General features: G+C 63.0%; 16 protein-coding genes. All 16 read left to right on the forward strand.

Translation table 11 applies throughout. The annotated features are described in order from the left end of the window. The first annotated feature begins 243 nt into the window (after nucleotides 1-243). The 16 genes from fliH to flhA all read left to right on the forward strand — a co-directional run bounded on the left by fliH (nucleotide 244) and on the right by flhA (nucleotide 14,969). Nucleotides 244-1,005, forward strand: a complete 762-nt coding sequence (gene fliH / locus J3B00_RS09855; protein ID WP_209867168.1) for a flagellar assembly protein FliH — start codon at nucleotides 244-246, stop codon at nucleotides 1,003-1,005. Next, nucleotides 995-2,353: a flagellar protein export ATPase FliI gene (gene fliI, locus J3B00_RS09860; RefSeq protein WP_209867170.1), complete on the forward strand. Its 1,359-nt coding sequence runs from the start codon at nucleotides 995-997 to the stop codon at nucleotides 2,351-2,353. Before fliH ends, fliI begins: the two co-directional genes overlap by 11 nt. A gap of 6 nt (nucleotides 2,354-2,359) precedes the next feature. Further along, nucleotides 2,360-2,812 (forward strand): flagellar export protein FliJ, encoded by a 453-nt coding sequence (fliJ, locus tag J3B00_RS09865; protein ID WP_209867172.1) that lies wholly within the window; start codon nucleotides 2,360-2,362, stop codon nucleotides 2,810-2,812. Between the two features lie 201 nt (nucleotides 2,813-3,013). Next, a complete protein-coding gene (locus J3B00_RS09870; protein ID WP_209867174.1) occupies nucleotides 3,014-3,319 on the forward strand; it encodes an STAS domain-containing protein in 306 nt (101 codons plus the stop codon). 8 nt (nucleotides 3,320-3,327) lie between these two features. Then, entirely contained in the window at nucleotides 3,328-5,019 is a 1,692-nt protein-coding gene (locus J3B00_RS09875) for a fused response regulator/phosphatase (protein ID WP_209867176.1), read from the forward strand. Nucleotides 5,020-5,060: 41 nt separating this feature from the next. Continuing rightward, the gene (locus tag J3B00_RS09880) at nucleotides 5,061-5,408 is read left to right on the forward strand and encodes an Hpt domain-containing protein (RefSeq protein WP_209874725.1); all 348 of its coding nucleotides are present in this window, start codon (nucleotides 5,061-5,063) and stop codon (nucleotides 5,406-5,408) included. 71 nt (nucleotides 5,409-5,479) lie between these two features. Continuing rightward, on the forward strand, nucleotides 5,480-6,742 hold the full coding sequence (locus tag J3B00_RS09885; RefSeq protein ID WP_209867178.1) for a flagellar hook-length control protein FliK: 1,263 nt from the start codon (nucleotides 5,480-5,482) through the stop codon (nucleotides 6,740-6,742). Nucleotides 6,743-7,050: 308 nt separating this feature from the next. After that, nucleotides 7,051-7,548 carry a flagellar basal body-associated protein FliL gene (gene fliL, locus J3B00_RS09890; RefSeq protein WP_209867180.1) on the forward strand — a complete coding sequence of 166 codons (498 nt, stop codon included), beginning with the start codon at nucleotides 7,051-7,053 and terminating at the stop codon, nucleotides 7,546-7,548. A 9-nt stretch (nucleotides 7,549-7,557) separates the two neighbouring features. Further along, nucleotides 7,558-8,526 carry a flagellar motor switch protein FliM gene (fliM, locus tag J3B00_RS09895; RefSeq protein WP_209867182.1) on the forward strand — a complete coding sequence of 323 codons (969 nt, stop codon included), beginning with the start codon at nucleotides 7,558-7,560 and terminating at the stop codon, nucleotides 8,524-8,526. A gap of 47 nt (nucleotides 8,527-8,573) precedes the next feature. Continuing rightward, nucleotides 8,574-9,032, forward strand: a complete 459-nt coding sequence (fliN, locus tag J3B00_RS09900) for a flagellar motor switch protein FliN (RefSeq protein ID WP_209867184.1) — start codon at nucleotides 8,574-8,576, stop codon at nucleotides 9,030-9,032. Between the two features lie 12 nt (nucleotides 9,033-9,044). After that, a complete protein-coding gene (gene fliO / locus J3B00_RS09905) occupies nucleotides 9,045-9,482 on the forward strand; it encodes a flagellar biosynthetic protein FliO (protein ID WP_209874728.1) in 438 nt (145 codons plus the stop codon). Beyond that, nucleotides 9,482-10,237 (forward strand): flagellar type III secretion system pore protein FliP, encoded by a 756-nt coding sequence (fliP, locus tag J3B00_RS09910; RefSeq protein ID WP_209867186.1) that lies wholly within the window; start codon nucleotides 9,482-9,484, stop codon nucleotides 10,235-10,237. The genes fliO and fliP overlap by 1 nt, the downstream gene beginning before the upstream one ends. Before the next feature lie 21 nt (nucleotides 10,238-10,258). Further along, nucleotides 10,259-10,528, forward strand: coding sequence for a flagellar biosynthesis protein FliQ (fliQ, locus tag J3B00_RS09915; RefSeq protein ID WP_209867188.1), 270 nt, complete (start codon nucleotides 10,259-10,261; stop codon nucleotides 10,526-10,528). A 7-nt stretch (nucleotides 10,529-10,535) separates the two neighbouring features. Next, nucleotides 10,536-11,312 (forward strand): flagellar biosynthetic protein FliR, encoded by a 777-nt coding sequence (fliR, locus tag J3B00_RS09920; RefSeq protein WP_209867191.1) that lies wholly within the window; start codon nucleotides 10,536-10,538, stop codon nucleotides 11,310-11,312. A gap of 2 nt (nucleotides 11,313-11,314) precedes the next feature. Then, nucleotides 11,315-12,460, forward strand: a complete 1,146-nt coding sequence (flhB, locus tag J3B00_RS09925) for a flagellar biosynthesis protein FlhB (protein ID WP_209867193.1) — start codon at nucleotides 11,315-11,317, stop codon at nucleotides 12,458-12,460. 379 nt (nucleotides 12,461-12,839) lie between these two features. Next, complete coding sequence (flhA, locus tag J3B00_RS09930) at nucleotides 12,840-14,969, forward strand: flagellar biosynthesis protein FlhA (protein ID WP_209867195.1); 2,130 nt, start codon at nucleotides 12,840-12,842, stop codon at nucleotides 14,967-14,969.

Genomic DNA, 14,969 nt, shown 5'->3' on the forward strand with positions numbered 1-14,969 from the left:
GGGTGTATCCGCGAAGGCGTCGGCAGGTTGGCCTTGCTTGCCCGTGCCGACGCCTGCGCGGGCAAGCCCGCTCTCATGTAACTAACGCTAACTCATTGATTTAACGGAACCCTGTAGGAGCGGGCTTGACCCGCGAAACCGGCAGAGCCGGTGCCATACACAACAGCGGCTGGCCCTGCCTCTTCGCGGGACAAGCCCGCTCCTGCAGGGATCGCGTTGGCCGACTTTTGAGAATCCTACGACATGTCCAAAAGCGAACACACCAGCGATCTGATCCGCGCCCGCGACCTTGAAGGCGTCGACGTGTGGACGCTGCCCAGCTTCGACCCTGAGCCTGAGTATGTGCCGGAGCCCGAGCCGGAAATCATCGAGGCCGAAGTTGAAGAAGTGCCGCTCGAGGAAGTCCAGCCGCTGACCCTTGAAGAGCTCGAAGCGATCCGTGAGGAGGCCTATAACGAAGGCTTCGCCACGGGCGAGCGCGAAGGTTTTCACAGCACCCAGTTGAAGGTTCGCCAGGAGGCCGAAGTCGCCCTGACGGCCAAGCTGGCCGAACTCGAGCAACTGATGGGGCATCTGCTCGAGCCGATCGCCGAGCAGGACACGCAGATCGAGCGCTCTGTGGTGCATCTGGTCGCGCACATGGCGCGCCAGGTGATTGGCCGTGAGTTGCGCACCGACTCCAGCCAGATCACCCATGTCCTGCGCGAAGCGCTCAAGCTGCTGCCGATGGGCGCCGACAATATTCGCATTCACCTCAATCCGCAGGACTTCGAGCTGGCCAAGGCCCTGCGCGAGCGGCATGAGGAGAACTGGAAGCTGCTCGAAGATGAGGCGCTGCTGCCCGGCGGCTGCCGCATCGAGACCGCTCACAGTCGCATCGACGCGACCATGGAAACCCGTATGGAGAAGGCCGTGGCGCAGCTGTTCGATCAGTTGCACGACCAGGCCTTGCATCCGGCGGCAGCAGACCTTTCCCTTGCGCTGGGGAGCACCGATGCGCCTTGACCGCACCAGTTTCGGCAAGCGCCTCGGCGGCTACGCCGAGGTCATCAAGTTGCCCGAGCAGCCGGTCGTGGAAGGCCGTCTGCTGCGCATGGTCGGCCTGACCCTGGAAGCCGAAGGGCTGCGTGGCGCAGTGGGCAGTCGCTGCATGGTGATCAACGACGACAGCTATCACCCGGTGCAGGTTGAAGCCGAGGTGATGGGCTTCTCCGGCACCAAGGTGTTCCTCATGCCGGTCGGCAGCATTGCCGGGATCGCCCCGGGCGCCCGTGTCGTGCCGCTGGACGACAGCGGCCGTCTGCCCATGGGCATGAGCATGCTTGGCCGGGTGCTCGACGGTGCCGGACGTGCCCTGGATGGCAAGGGCGGGATGAAAGCCGAGGACTGGGTGCCGCTCGATGGGCCGATCATCAACCCGCTCAACCGCGACCCGATCAGCCAGCCGCTGGATGTCGGCATCCGCAGCATCAATGGTTTGTTGACGGTTGGTCGCGGCCAGCGTCTGGGCCTGTTCGCCGGTACTGGCGTGGGTAAGTCGGTACTGCTCGGCATGATGACGCGCTTTACCGAAGCCGAGATCATCGTGGTCGGCCTGATTGGCGAGCGGGGTCGTGAGGTGAAGGAGTTCATCGAGCACATTCTCGGTGAAGAAGGCCTGAAGCGCTCGGTAGTGGTGGCGTCGCCCGCCGACGATGCGCCGCTGATGCGTTTGCGCGCAGCCATGTACTGCACGCGGATCGCCGAATACTTCCGTGACAAGGGCAAGAACGTCCTGCTGTTGATGGACTCCCTGACCCGTTTCGCCCAGGCCCAGCGTGAGATCGCCCTGGCCATCGGTGAGCCGCCGGCAACCCGTGGCTATCCGCCTTCGGTGTTCGCCAAGCTGCCCAAGCTGGTCGAGCGTGCGGGTAATGCCGAGGCCGGCGGTGGTTCGATCACGGCGTTCTATACGGTGCTGTCCGAAGGTGATGACCAGCAGGACCCGATCGCCGACGCCGCGCGGGGTGTGCTGGATGGTCACTTCGTGCTGTCGCGGCGCCTGGCCGAAGAAGGCCACTACCCGGCCATTGATATCGAAGCATCGATCAGCCGGGTCATGCCCCAGGTGGTCGATGTCGATCACCTGCGTCAGGCGCAAAAATTCAAGCAGTTGTGGTCGCGCCTGTCGCAGAGTCGCGACCTCATCAGCGTGGGCGCCTATGTGCCCGGTGGTGACCCGGAGACCGACCTTGCCATCGCCTTGCAGGCCAAGCTGGTGGGCTTCCTGCGCCAAGGCCTGGATGAGAACGTTGGCATGGCACAGAGCCGCGAACAGCTGGGCGCGGTGTTCGCCGCGCCGGCGGGCGGCTGATAGGCCATGAGCATGCCTAGCCGAGCGGCGCGTCTGGCGCCGGTGGTCGAAATGGCCGAAGAGGCGGAGCGCAAGGCTGTCCAGCGCCTGGGGCATTTTCAGCAGCAGGTCGCCCAGGCTCAGGCCAAACTCGCCGAACTCGAGCGCTTTCGCGAGGATTACCAGCTGCAATGGATCAATCGCGGCGGGCAAGGCGTCAATGGCAGCTGGCTGCTCAACTACCAGCGCTTCCTGGCGCAGCTGGAAACGGCCATGACCCAGCAGCGGCAGAGCCTGACCTGGCATCAGACCAACCTGAACAACGCCCGCAATACCTGGCAGCAGGCCTATGCCAGGGTCGAGGGTTTGCGCAAGCTGGTCCAGCGCTATCTGGACGAGGCGCGGCGTGCCGAGGACAAGCGCGAGCAGAAGTTGCTGGATGAATTATCCCAGCGGCTGCCGCGGCAGAGCTTCATGTAGCCCGTTCGGGCCTCTTCGCGGGGCGAGCCCGCTCCTACAGGGTTCTGCTAAATCAATGAGTTAGCGTTAGTTCTGTGGGAGCGGGTTTACCTGCGAAGAGGTCGACGCTGACCGGCCTGTCGCCACGTTGGCTTGCACCGCCGCGCCGCGGCTGCTAAACCTTTCCAAGTTGTATCCGCCATCATCGAAGGAATCGCTAGCATGGCAGTCGAACCCACGCTTTCAGCGGACGGCACAACCCTCACCATCGCCGTCAAAGGCCGATTCGATTTCGGCAAGCATCAGGAATTCAGGGATGCCTACGAGCGCCACAACCACAAACCTGATCAGGTGGTGATCGACCTCAAAGAGGCGACCTATCTGGACAGTTCGGCGCTAGGCATGTTGCTGCTGTTGCGTGACCATGTTGGCGGCGATGACGCTGATGTGCGGGTGGTCCACGCCAATTCTGATGTGCGCAAGATCTTCGCCATCTCCAATTTCGATAAACTGTTCGACATCAGTTGATCGCCGCCATGCCCGCAGAGCATGCGCTGCGTGTCTTGATTGCCGAGGACGGTGCGGCCGATCGCCTGCTGCTTGCGCAGATCGTCCGGCGCCATGGGCATGAGGTGTTCACTGCCGACAACGGCGAGCAGGCGGTTGCCCTGTTCGTTGAACAGCGCCCGCAACTGGTCCTGCTCGACGCGTTGATGCCCGTCATGGATGGCTTTGAGGCGGCCCGCCAGATCAAGGCCTTGGCCGGCGAAGCGTTGGTGCCGATCATCTTTCTCACCTCGCTGAGCGAGGAGGACGCCCTGGTGCGCTGCCTTGAGGCGGGTGGCGACGACTTCGTGGCCAAACCCTACAGTGCAGTGATCCTCGGCGCCAAGATCCGCGCCATGGACCGCTTGCGCCGCCTGCAGGCGACAGTCCTCCAGCAGCGGGATGAAATCGCCCGCCACCATCACCACCTGCTCAACGAGCAGCGGGTGGCAAAGGCAGTGTTCGACAAGGTGGCGCACACCGGCTGCCTGCGTGCGCCGAATATCCGCTACCTGCAATCGCCCTATGCGTTGTTCAACGGCGATCTGTTGCTGGCGGCATTCACCCCGTCGGGCGATATGCATGTGCTGTTGGGCGACTTCACCGGCCACGGCTTGCCCGCCGCAGTGGGCGCGATGCCGCTGGCCGAAGTGTTCTACGGCATGACCGCCAAGGGCTACGGGCTGGCCGAGACCCTGCGCGAGATGAACGCCAAGCTCAAGCGCATCCTGCCGGTGGACATGTTCTGTTGCGCGATGCTGCTCAACCTGAGCTTTCAGTGCGGCACGGTCGAGGTCTGGAACGGGGGCATGCCTGATGGCTACCACCTGGGGATCGACGGCGAGGTGTTGGGCAGCCTGGCGTCGACTCATCTGCCATTGGGGGTGCTCAGCCCCGAGCGGTTCGATGACCGCACCCTGGTGCTGGCCTTGGGCGTCGATGAGCGGCTGTTGTTGCTCTCGGACGGGGTGATCGATACCAGCGATGATCAGGAGCGCTTGTTCGGTGTCGAGCGGCTGCAGGCGGTGGTGGCGGACAATCGTCAACCCGAGCGGCTGTTCGACGAAGTGCTGCAGGCCGTGGAGCGATTTGGCGGGCGGCCCCGGGACGACATCAGCTTGTGTGATATCCGTATGATCGCGCCGAGCCTGGAGCTGCCACAGGCGATGGTGTATTCCGACAGCGGGCGCTCCAGTCCGCTGGATTGGTCGCTAAGCTACGAATTGCGCGGCGCCAGTTTGAAGCGTTTCAATCCCGTGCCTTACCTGCTGCAACTGCTGCAGGAAATCCACGGGCTGCGGCCCAGTAGCGGGCTGTTGCACACGTTGCTCAGCGAGCTCTACTCGAATGCCCTGGAACATGGCGTGCTGGGCCTGGACTCAACGCTCAAGCGCGACGCGCTGGGGTTCGCTGCTTATTACCGCGAACGTGGCGCCCGCCTGGCTGGGTTGGTTGCTGGTCATGTGCGGTTTGACTTGAAGGTGGAACCTCGTGGCGACGGCGGTCGTCTGATCATCGAGATCCGTGACAGCGGCAGCGGCTTTGATGTCCAGCAGTTGCTGGCGCAGCCGTTGCAGGCGCAAGGCTTGAGTGGTCGCGGGGTAAATCTGGTGCGGCGCCTGAGTCAGCATGCACAATGGACAGAAGGTGGCCGATGCGCACGGGTGGAGGTGCTCTGGTGAGCCCTTCGCAGCGCGAGGCTGCCGATACAGGGAGTGAACAGGTGATGGACGTGCACATCGATTACAAAGTCCTCAGTGACCTGCAGGAAGTCATGGAGGGCGGCTATCAGCAGTTGCTGGAGACGTTTCTGGAGGACTCCGAGCGCCGCCTGAGCCAACTGCACGGGGCGCGAGACGCCGCCGAACTGGGCATGGCTGCCCACAGTTTCAAGGGCAGCAGCAGCAACATGGGTGCAGTGGGCCTGGCTGCGTTGTGCCAACAGCTCGAAGACCGTGTGCGGCAGTCATCGCTGCACGGCATTGAGGACCTGATCACCCGCATCGATCAGGAATACCGGGCTGTGCAGTGTTTCTATCGCGGCGAGTGCGAGCGTGTTTCGACAGGCTGAGCTAAAGCTGGCGCGAGTTTTGCCTCTCTCTGCTCAGATGACTGTTATGCCTTCCGGCGCGGAGACGTTCAATGCCTGTTTCACCCAACCCTTTGTTGCAAGCCAACGTCGCAGGTGCATCGTCGCGCGCGAGCGCTGCCATGGCCGACAAGCCACAGCGTACGGCGGGCGAGCAGGGCAAGGGCTTCGATCAGGTGATGGCCAGGCAGGCAGACGACAAGGTTGCCCAAGGCCGGCCAAAAGGTACTCAGGGCAGCGCGCCCAGCGGCAACAAAGACGCCGGCGACAAGCCGGCGGTTGCCGCTGACGGCAATAAGTTGCCAGCCAATGATCCGTCTCAGCAGGCGGCCGATAGCGCGCAAAGTGATAGCGCCGGATCGCTCGACGCCAACCTGGTGGCCGGCCAGGTCAGCGACGCGCAGCCTGGTGCGCAATTGATCCAGGCTCAGGCCGAGGCCGTTGCGCCGGTGCTCCAGGCGGTGGCGCTACAGCCCGCGGCAACGGCTGTAGAAGAAGCTGTAGAGGAGGCCTTTGATCCTGAGGCCGATGCGCTGGCGGGGCTGCCCACGCTGCGCCTGGCGCTCGAACAGAGCGCCCAGGCAAAGGGCACTACCTCGGCGCACGCCAGCGCTCAACCAGCCAGTGACGATCAGGCAGCCGTCAATACCTTGGCGAATCTGGTCGGCCAGGCCGAGGCGGAGGGCGGCGAATCCGAGCCTGGCGATAATGCGTTTGGCAATCTGCTTGAAGACGGCCTGAAAGACACCAAGAGTGCCAGCAGTGATACCCGCGTCGACAACTTTGCCGATCGCCTGGCCAACCTGACCCAGGCCGCCACGGCCAAGACCGCCAATGCCGTGCCTGCCACCCCGGCGCCGCTGCACCAGCCGCTGGCCATGAACCAGGGCGCCTGGACTGAGGGGCTGGTCAACCGCGTCATGTATCTCTCCAGTCAGAACCTCAAGTCTGCTGATATCCAGCTCGAGCCAGCTGAGCTTGGGCGCCTGGACATCCGCGTCAATGTCGCGACGGATCAGTCGACCCAGGTCACCTTCATCAGCGGCCATGCTGGCGTGCGCGATACGCTCGACAGCCAGTTGCACCGCTTGCGCGAGCTGTTCGCCCAGCAAGGGCTGGCGCAGCCGGATGTGAGCGTCGCCGATCAGTCGCGGGGCCAGCAACAGCAGGCCCAGCAGGACGCTTCGCAGTTGTCCGGGGTTGCCGCGCGACGGGCTGAAGCCGCAGCGGCGGAGCAGGGCGGTACGGCCGAAGCTGCGCGGCCAATGGAGCAACAGGTGGTCATCGGCGACAGCGCGGTGGATTACTACGCCTGAAGGCCTTCTGTGCGTTACCTGTATTTCTTCGGTGAAAGCACCAATGCTGGGGCCGCTACGCGGCCCTTTCGCGACACAAGGCCGCTCCCACAGGTACGGCGACGCTATCGCGCCCTGCCTGCTACCTACTTGTGGGAGCAGTCTTGTGTCGCGAAAGGGCTGCGCAGCAGCCCCCGTATGCTCACCGCAGATATCACTTCAGTCCGCTGATGCGGAAGTCTGTTCGGCCGTCATAGGAATTCTGGCATAACACTTGCTCAAGCCACGTCATCCTCCTTTCTACCCCAGCTGGACGACGGATTATTGGCATGGCGAATAGCGACGCAGTGAAAGACCCCGCCACGAAAGGCAAACTCAAGCTGATCCTGATGCTGGCCGGCGCCTTGCTGCTGGCCATCGGCCTGTCGGTCGGTGCCACCTGGTTCATCATGCACAAGAGTGATGCCGCGCCGGCAGTAGACCCCGCCCTGGCCAGTGCCAAGCCGGCCGCGATCTACGAGACGTTGACCCCGGCCTTCGTGGTCAACTTCAACCAGAACGGCCGCCAGCGCTACATGCAGGTGAGTATCAGCTTGCAGGGCCGCAGCCAGGCTGACCTGGATGCGCTCAAGGTGCACATGCCGGTGATCCGCAACAACCTCGTGATGATGTTCTCCGGTCAAGGCTTCGACACCCTGGCGAGCAGTTCGGTGGGTCAGGAGATGCTGCGCCAGAAGGCCACCGTGGTGGTCCAGGAAGTGGCGCAGAAGGAAGTCGGCAAGCCGGTCATCGACCAGCTGCTGTTCACCAATTTTGTATTGCAGTAGGAGTCCGAGATGGCCGTACAGGACTTGCTGTCCCAGGATGAGATCGATGCGCTGTTGCACGGCGTGGACGATGGCCTGGTAGAGACCGAGACCGCTGCCGAGCCGGGTAGCGTCAAGAGCTACGACCTGACCAGCCAGGACCGGATCGTCCGCGGGCGCATGCCGACCCTGGAAATGATCAACGAGCGTTTCGCCCGCTACACCCGGATCAGCATGTTCAACCTGTTGCGGCGTTCCGCTGACGTCGCGGTGGGCGGTGTGCAGGTGATGAAGTTTGGTGAGTACGTGCATTCGCTGTACGTCCCGACCAGCCTCAACCTGGTCAAGATCAAGCCGCTGCGTGGCACCTCGTTGTTCATCCTCGACGCCAAGCTGGTGTTCAAGCTGGTCGACAACTTCTTTGGCGGCGACGGCCGTCACGCCAAGATCGAAGGGCGTGAGTTCACCCCGACCGAGCTGCGCGTGGTGCGCATGGTCCTCGACCAGTGCTTCGTCGACCTCAAGGAAGCCTGGCAGGCGATCATGCCGGTCAACTTCGAGTACATGAACTCCGAGGTCAACCCGGCCATGGCCAACATCGTCGGCCCGAGCGAGGCGGTGGTGGTATCGACCTTCCACATCGAACTCGACGGTGGCGGCGGCGACCTGCACGTGACCATGCCGTACTCGATGATCGAACCCGTGCGCGAGATGCTCGATGCCGGCTTCCAGTCCGATCTGGACGACCAGGACGAGCGTTGGGTCAAGGCCCTGCGCGAGGACGTCCTGGACGTCAGCGTACCGCTTACAGCGACCGTGGCCCGGCGCCAGCTGAAGCTGCGCGACATCCTCCACATGCAGCCAGGCGATGTGATCCCGGTAGAGCTGCCAGAGCACCTTGTCGTGCGCGCCAATGGCGTGCCGTCGTTCAAGGCACGCCTGGGCTCGCACAAGGGCACCCTGTCGCTGCAGATCATCGATCCGATCGAGCGCCGCTGACGGCGTGCCGGTCGCAACCCCCGAATTGAATGCCTGTCGAGGATTTTATGGCTAACGAAAACGAGATCACCTCTGCCGAGGACCAGGCCCTGGCCGACGAGTGGGCTGCGGCCCTGGAAGAAACCGGTGATGCCGGGCAGTCCGATATCGACGCCCTGTTGGCCGGTGATGGCGGCGGCTCGGGTCGCCTGCCGATGGAAGAGTTCGCCAGCTCGCCCAAGCCAAACGAGAATGTCAGCCTCGAAGGGCCGAACCTGGACGTGATCCTGGACATCCCGGTGAGCATCTCGATGGAAGTCGGCAGTACCGAAATCAACATCCGCAACCTGCTGCAGCTCAACCAGGGCTCGGTGATCGAGCTTGATCGGCTGGCCGGCGAGCCGCTGGACGTGCTGGTCAACGGCACCCTGATCGCTCACGGCGAAGTGGTGGTGGTCAACGAGAAGTTCGGCATCCGCCTGACCGACGTGATCAGCCCAAGCGAACGCATCAAGAAGCTGCGCTGAGTGAAGCCTGTCATGCGCGCCGTGATGGCCGCCGCGACGCTGCTGGCCAGTGAAGCGGCGATCGCTGCCCAGGTGGCGGGCGCCCCTGTTGCGAGCACGCCGCCCGGCAGCCTGGGTGGACAGCTGACGCAGATGGTCCTGGGCCTGTTGCTGGTGGTCGGCCTGATCTTCTTCCTGGCCTGGCTGCTGCGGCGCATGCAAGGTGCGGCGCCGCGCGGCGGGCAGGTGATCGAGATCGTCGGCAGCCGCGCCATCGGCCCGCGCGACCGCTTGTTGCTGGTGCAGGTGGGCAAGGAGCAGATCCTGATCGGGCACACCCCGGGCAGCATCGAGGCCCTGCATGTGCTGGCCGAGCCGGTCGAGGTGCCAAGCGGTGCCCGTCCGGCCGCGCCAGAGTTCGCCCAGCGGCTGTTGGAGCTGATGGGCAAGGATCAGAAGGACAAGAAGTGATGACCGGCGCCCTGCGCGTACTGTTGACCCTGGCGCTGCTGATGGCCGCGCCGTTGGCCTTGGCCGCCGACCCGCTGTCGATCCCGGCCATTACCCTGTCCAGTGGGGCGGACGGCCAGCAGGAGTATTCGGTCAGCCTGCAGATCCTGATGATCATGACGGCGCTGAGCTTCATTCCGGCGTTTGTCATCCTCATGACCAGCTTCACCCGGATCATCATCGTCTTCTCGATCCTGCGCCAGGCGCTGGGCCTGCAGCAGACCCCGTCGAACCAGGTGCTGACCGGCATGGCCCTGTTTCTCACCCTGTTCATCATGGCGCCGGTGTTCGACAAGGTGAATCAGGATGCCCTGCAGCCCTACCTGAACGAGCAGATGACTGCCCAGCAGGCCATCGACAAGGCCCAGGGCCCGCTCAAGGACTTCATGCTGGCGCAGACCCGGCAGAGCGACCTGGACATGTTCATGCGCCTGTCCAAGCGCACCGACATCGCCAGCCCCGAGCAGGCCCCGCTGACTATCCTGGTGCCGGCGTTCGTCACCTCGGAGCTGAAGACCGCCTTCCAGATCGGCTTCATGATCTTCATCCCGTTCCTGATCATCGACATGGTGGTCGCCAGTGTACTGATGGCGATGGGTATGATGATGCTGTCGCCGCTGATCATTTCCCTGCCGTTCAAGATCATGCTGTTCGTCCTGGTTGACGGCTGGGCGCTGATCATGGGCACCCTGGCTGGCAGTTTCGGCGGCGTCTGACGCCGTCAAGGAGAGCCTTGCATGACACCTGAAGTCGCCGTTGACCTGTTCCGTGATGCGCTCTGGCTGACCGCCCTGATGGTTGCCGTACTGGTCGTGCCGAGCCTGTTGGTGGGCTTGGTGGTGGCCATGTTCCAGGCCGCCACGCAGATCAACGAACAGACCCTGAGCTTCCTTCCGCGCCTGCTGGTGATGCTGGTGACGCTGATTGTCGCCGGGCCTTGGCTGGTGACCAAGTTCATGGAGTACTTCCTCAACCTGTACAACAACATCCCGCTGCTGATCGGGTGAGAAGACCATGCTGGAGCTGAGCGCTGCGCAGATCGGCACCTGGGTTGCCACCTTCATGTTGCCGCTGTTTCGGGTGACTGCGGTGCTGATGACCATGCCGATCTTCGGCACCAAGATGCTGCCGGCGCGGGTCCGCCTGTACGCGGCGGTGGCCATCACCGTGGCGATCGTGCCGGGGCTGCCACCGCTGCCCGAGTTCGAGCCGCTGAGCCTGCGCGGCCTGCTCCTGTGCGGCGAGCAGGTCATCGTCGGCGCCTTGTTCGGTTTTTCCTTGCAGCTGCTGTTCCAGGCCTTCGTGATTGCCGGGCAGATCGTCGCGGTGCAGATGGGTATGGCCTTCGCGTCCATGGTCGATCCGGCCAACGGCGTCAACGTGGCAGTGGTCAGCCAGTTCATGACCATGCTGGTAAGCATTCTGTTCCTGGTCATGAATGGTCACTTGGTGGCATTCGAGATCCTCACTGAAAGTTTCACCACCTTGCCGGTGGGCAGTGCCCTGGTGGTCAATCACTACTGGGAGATGGTCGGGCGCATGAGCTGGGTGTTCGGTGCCGGCTTGCTGCTGATCCTGCCGGTGATCGCGGCGCTGCTGGTGGTCAACATCGCTTTTGGGGTGATGACCCGCGCTGCACCGCAGTTGAACATCTTCTCGATTGGTTTTCCGTTGACCCTGGTGTTGGGTATCTGGATGTTCTGGGTAGGCTTGGCCGATATCCATGCCCATTACCAGGAGTTGGTCACTGAAGCGCTGCAATGGCTGCGTGAACTGGCAAGGGCGCGCTGACCATGGCCGAGAGCGAAAGCGGTCAGGACAAGACAGAAGATCCCACCGACAAGCGGGTGAAGGACTCGCGCAAGAAAGGTGAAATCGCCCGTTCCAAGGAGCTCAATACCGTGGCGGTGACCCTGGGTGGGGCAGGCGGGCTGTTGGCGTTCGGCGGGCATATGGCCGAAACCCTGATGGACCTCATGCACATGAACTTCACCCTGTCGCGTGAAGTGCTGATGGATGAGCGGACCATGAGTACCTTGCTCCTGGCCTCCGGCGAAAAGGCCTTGTGGGCGGTCCAACCGCTGTTGGTGCTGCTGTTCGTGATCTCGTTCGTGGCGCCGATCGCCTTGGGTGGGTTCATCTTTTCCGGCAGCCTGCTGCAGCCAAAATTCAGTCGGATGAATCCGTTGGCCGGGATCAAGCGGATGTTCTCGCTCAATGCCTTGACCGAGCTGATCAAGGCCATCGCCAAGTTTGTGCTGATCCTGGTGGTGGGGTTGGTGGTGCTGTCCAAGGACCGTGATGCGCTGCTGGCGATTGCCAATGAACCCTTGGAACAGGCGATCATTCACAGCATTCAGGTGGTGGGCTGGAGTGCCTTGTGGATGGCGTCGGGATTGTTGCTGATTGCGGCGGCAGACGTGCCGTTCCAGCTGTGGCAGACGCACAAGAAACTGAAGATGACCAAGCAGGAAGTGCGCGACGAGCACAAGGACTCCGACGGCAGGCCCGAGGTCAAACAGCGGATTCGTCAGTTGCAGCGGGAGATGTCCCAGCGGCGGATGATGGCGGCGATCCCCGAGGCGGACGTGATCATCACCAACCCGACTCACTATGCGGTGGCGTTGAAGTACGACCCTGAGAAGGGTGGGGCGGCAGCGCCGCTGCTGCTGGCCAAGGGCACCGACTTCATCGCGTTGAAGATCCGCGAGATTGGTGCCGAGCACAAGGTGCAGATCCTGCAGTCGCCGGAGCTGGCGCGGGCGATCTTTTACTCGACCGAGGTTGAGCAGGAGATCCCGGCGGGCTTGTACCTGGCGGTGGCGCAGGTGCTGGCCTATGTGTTCCAGATCCGCCAGTTCCGCGCGGGCAAGGGCAAGCGGCCGGAGCCGTTGAAGGAAGATCTGCCGATCCCGCCGGATCTGCGCCGCGACAGTTGAGGTCGGGTTGTCTGGTTTAGGCTCGCGTCGCAGCCCATCGCGACCTGTCCGGCAGCCCTGCTGCTCCCAAGCTGGCGCGGTCTCTGTGTGAGCAACTGCCTTTCACTAAACCTCAAGCTGGCGCGGTCTCTGTGGGAGCGGCCTTGTGTCGCGAAATGAGGGCGAAGCCCTCACCAGCTGACTCACAGCCACATACAATCCCAATGCGGGTAATCGCCGTTGTCCCTACCGGATCAGCACGTTTTCATTGGCGCAAATTGGGGCTTGCCCCGCGAAAAGGCCGGTACTGAGAGGCCCAGGCCAAAGTTGGACAGCTTCTTGCAAAGACAGCGCCAGTCGCCCTGACGGCGTCAAAGTTTTTGCTCGAAGAGGACTCGCGGTGGATCGCACTCAGTTAATCAGCAACGCCCGCAACAACCTGGCCGGCCTCGGTCGGGGCAACCTGGGTGTGCCGCTGCTGCTGCTGGTGATGTTGGCAATGATGATGTTGCCGATTCCACCATTCCTGCTCGACGTGTTCTTCACGTTCAACATCGCCCTGTCGATCGTGGTCCTGCTGGTCTGCGTCTACGCCCTGCGCCCACTCGATTTCGCCGCATTCCCGACCATCCTGCTGGTGGCGACCCTGCTGCGCCTGGCGCTCAACGTCGCCTCGACCCGGGTGGTCATGCTCCACGGCCATGAGGGCCACCAGGCCGCGGGCAAGGTGATCCAGGCCTTCGGTGAAGTGGTGATCGGCGGTAACTATGTGGTCGGTGCGGTGGTGTTCGCCATCCTCATGATCATCAACTTCGTGGTGGTGACCAAGGGTGCCGGGCGGATCTCCGAGGTCAGCGCGCGTTTCACCCTCGACGCCATGCCCGGCAAGCAGATGGCCATCGACGCCGACCTTAATGCCGGCCTGATCGACCAGGCGCAGGCCAAGGCCCGCCGCAGCGAAGTAGCCCAGGAGGCCGAGTTCTACGGCTCGATGGACGGTGCCAGCAAGTTTGTTCGTGGTGATGCTATCGCCGGCCTGCTGATTCTGTTCATCAACCTGATTGGCGGCATGCTGATCGGCATGCTGCAGTACGGCATGCCATTCAGCGAGGCCGGCAAGGTCTACGCTCTGTTGACCATCGGTGACGGTTTGGTGGCGCAATTGCCGTCGTTGCTGCTGTCCACCGCCGCCGCGATCATGGTTACCCGGGCCTCGGGCTCCGAGGACATGGGCAAGCTGATCAACCGGCAGATGTTCGACTCGCCGCGGGCCTTGGCGGTTGCGGCCGGGATCATGATCGTCATGGGCCTGGTGCCGGGCATGCCCCACGTGGCCTTCCTCGGCCTGGGCGTGGTAGCGGCCGGCGCTGCCTACCTGGTCTGGCGCAAGCAGCAGGCAAGCAAGGTCAAGGCGCTGGCCGAAGTGCAGCGCCAGCAAGATCTGCTGCCTTCGCCGCAGCGCGCCATGGAAACCAAGGAGCTGGGCTGGGATGACGTGACTCCGATCGACATGATCGGCCTTGAGGTGGGTTACCGGCTGATTCCGCTGGTCGACCGCAACCAGGGCGGGCAGTTGCTGGCGCGGATCAAGGGGGTGCGCAAGAAGCTCTCCCAGGACCTCGGCTTCCTCATGCCGACAGTGCACATTCGCGACAATCTCGACCTGCAGCCCAGCGCCTATCGGCTGACGCTGATGGGGGTGATCCTGGCCGAGGCGGAGATCTATCCCGACCGCGAGCTGGCGATCAACCCAGGCCAGGTGTTCGGTACCCTCAACGGCATCGCCGCACGTGACCCTGCCTTCGGCCTGGAGGCGGTGTGGATCGATGTCGGTCAGCGGGCCCAGGCGCAGTCGCTGGGGTATACCGTGGTCGACGCCAGCACGGTGGTCGCGACGCACTTGAACCAGATCCTGCAGAAGCACTGTCACGAGCTGATTGGCCACGAAGAAGTCCAGCAATTGCTCCAGGTGCTGGCCAAGGCATCGCCTAAACTTGCCGAAGAGCTGGTGCCAGGTGTCATTTCCTTGTCGGGGCTGCTCAAGGTCCTGCAGGCGTTGCTCTCCGAGCAGGTGCCGGTACGCGACATTCGCAGTATCGCCGAGGCGATCGCCAACAACGCCGGCAAGAGTCAAGATACCGCCGCGCTGGTGGCGGCAGTGCGCGTCGGATTGTGTCGCGCCATCGTGCAAAGCATTGTCGGCGTTGAGTCCGAGCTGCCTGTGATCACCTTGGAACCAAGGTTGGAACAGATTTTGCTCAATAGTCTGCAGAGGGCCGGGCAAGGTCAGGAAGATGGTGTTCTCCTGGAACCGAGCATGGCCGAGAAGCTTCAACGTTCGCTGATCGAAGCGGCCCAGCGTCAGGAGATGCAGGGCCAACCCGCTATTCTTCTGGTAGCCGGGCCGATTCGCGCAATGTTGTCGCGCTTCGGTCGCCTGGCTGTACCGAATTTGCATGTTTTGGCGTATCAGGAAATACCTGACAACAAGCAAGTCACCATCGTTGCCACCGTGGGCCCCAACGGCTGA

This window comes from Pseudomonas sp. BP8 (assembly GCF_017875955.1).
Lineage (GTDB): Bacteria > Pseudomonadota > Gammaproteobacteria > Pseudomonadales > Pseudomonadaceae > Aquipseudomonas.

Coding starts and splice junctions, on each gene's coding strand:
- fliH (WP_209867168.1), top strand. CDS start 244: ATGTCCAAAAGCGAACACACCAGCGATCTGATCCGCGCCCGCGACCTT.
- fliI (WP_209867170.1), top strand. CDS start 995: ATGCGCCTTGACCGCACCAGTTTCGGCAAGCGCCTCGGCGGCTACGCC.
- fliJ (WP_209867172.1), top strand. CDS start 2,360: ATGAGCATGCCTAGCCGAGCGGCGCGTCTGGCGCCGGTGGTCGAAATG.
- J3B00_RS09870 (WP_209867174.1), top strand. CDS start 3,014: ATGGCAGTCGAACCCACGCTTTCAGCGGACGGCACAACCCTCACCATC.
- J3B00_RS09875 (WP_209867176.1), top strand. CDS start 3,328: ATGCCCGCAGAGCATGCGCTGCGTGTCTTGATTGCCGAGGACGGTGCG.
- J3B00_RS09885 (WP_209867178.1), top strand. CDS start 5,480: ATGCCTGTTTCACCCAACCCTTTGTTGCAAGCCAACGTCGCAGGTGCA.
- fliL (WP_209867180.1), top strand. CDS start 7,051: ATGGCGAATAGCGACGCAGTGAAAGACCCCGCCACGAAAGGCAAACTC.
- fliM (WP_209867182.1), top strand. CDS start 7,558: ATGGCCGTACAGGACTTGCTGTCCCAGGATGAGATCGATGCGCTGTTG.
- fliN (WP_209867184.1), top strand. CDS start 8,574: ATGGCTAACGAAAACGAGATCACCTCTGCCGAGGACCAGGCCCTGGCC.
- fliO (WP_209874728.1), top strand. CDS start 9,045: ATGCGCGCCGTGATGGCCGCCGCGACGCTGCTGGCCAGTGAAGCGGCG.
- fliP (WP_209867186.1), top strand. CDS start 9,482: ATGACCGGCGCCCTGCGCGTACTGTTGACCCTGGCGCTGCTGATGGCC.
- fliQ (WP_209867188.1), top strand. CDS start 10,259: ATGACACCTGAAGTCGCCGTTGACCTGTTCCGTGATGCGCTCTGGCTG.
- fliR (WP_209867191.1), top strand. CDS start 10,536: ATGCTGGAGCTGAGCGCTGCGCAGATCGGCACCTGGGTTGCCACCTTC.
- flhB (WP_209867193.1), top strand. CDS start 11,315: ATGGCCGAGAGCGAAAGCGGTCAGGACAAGACAGAAGATCCCACCGAC.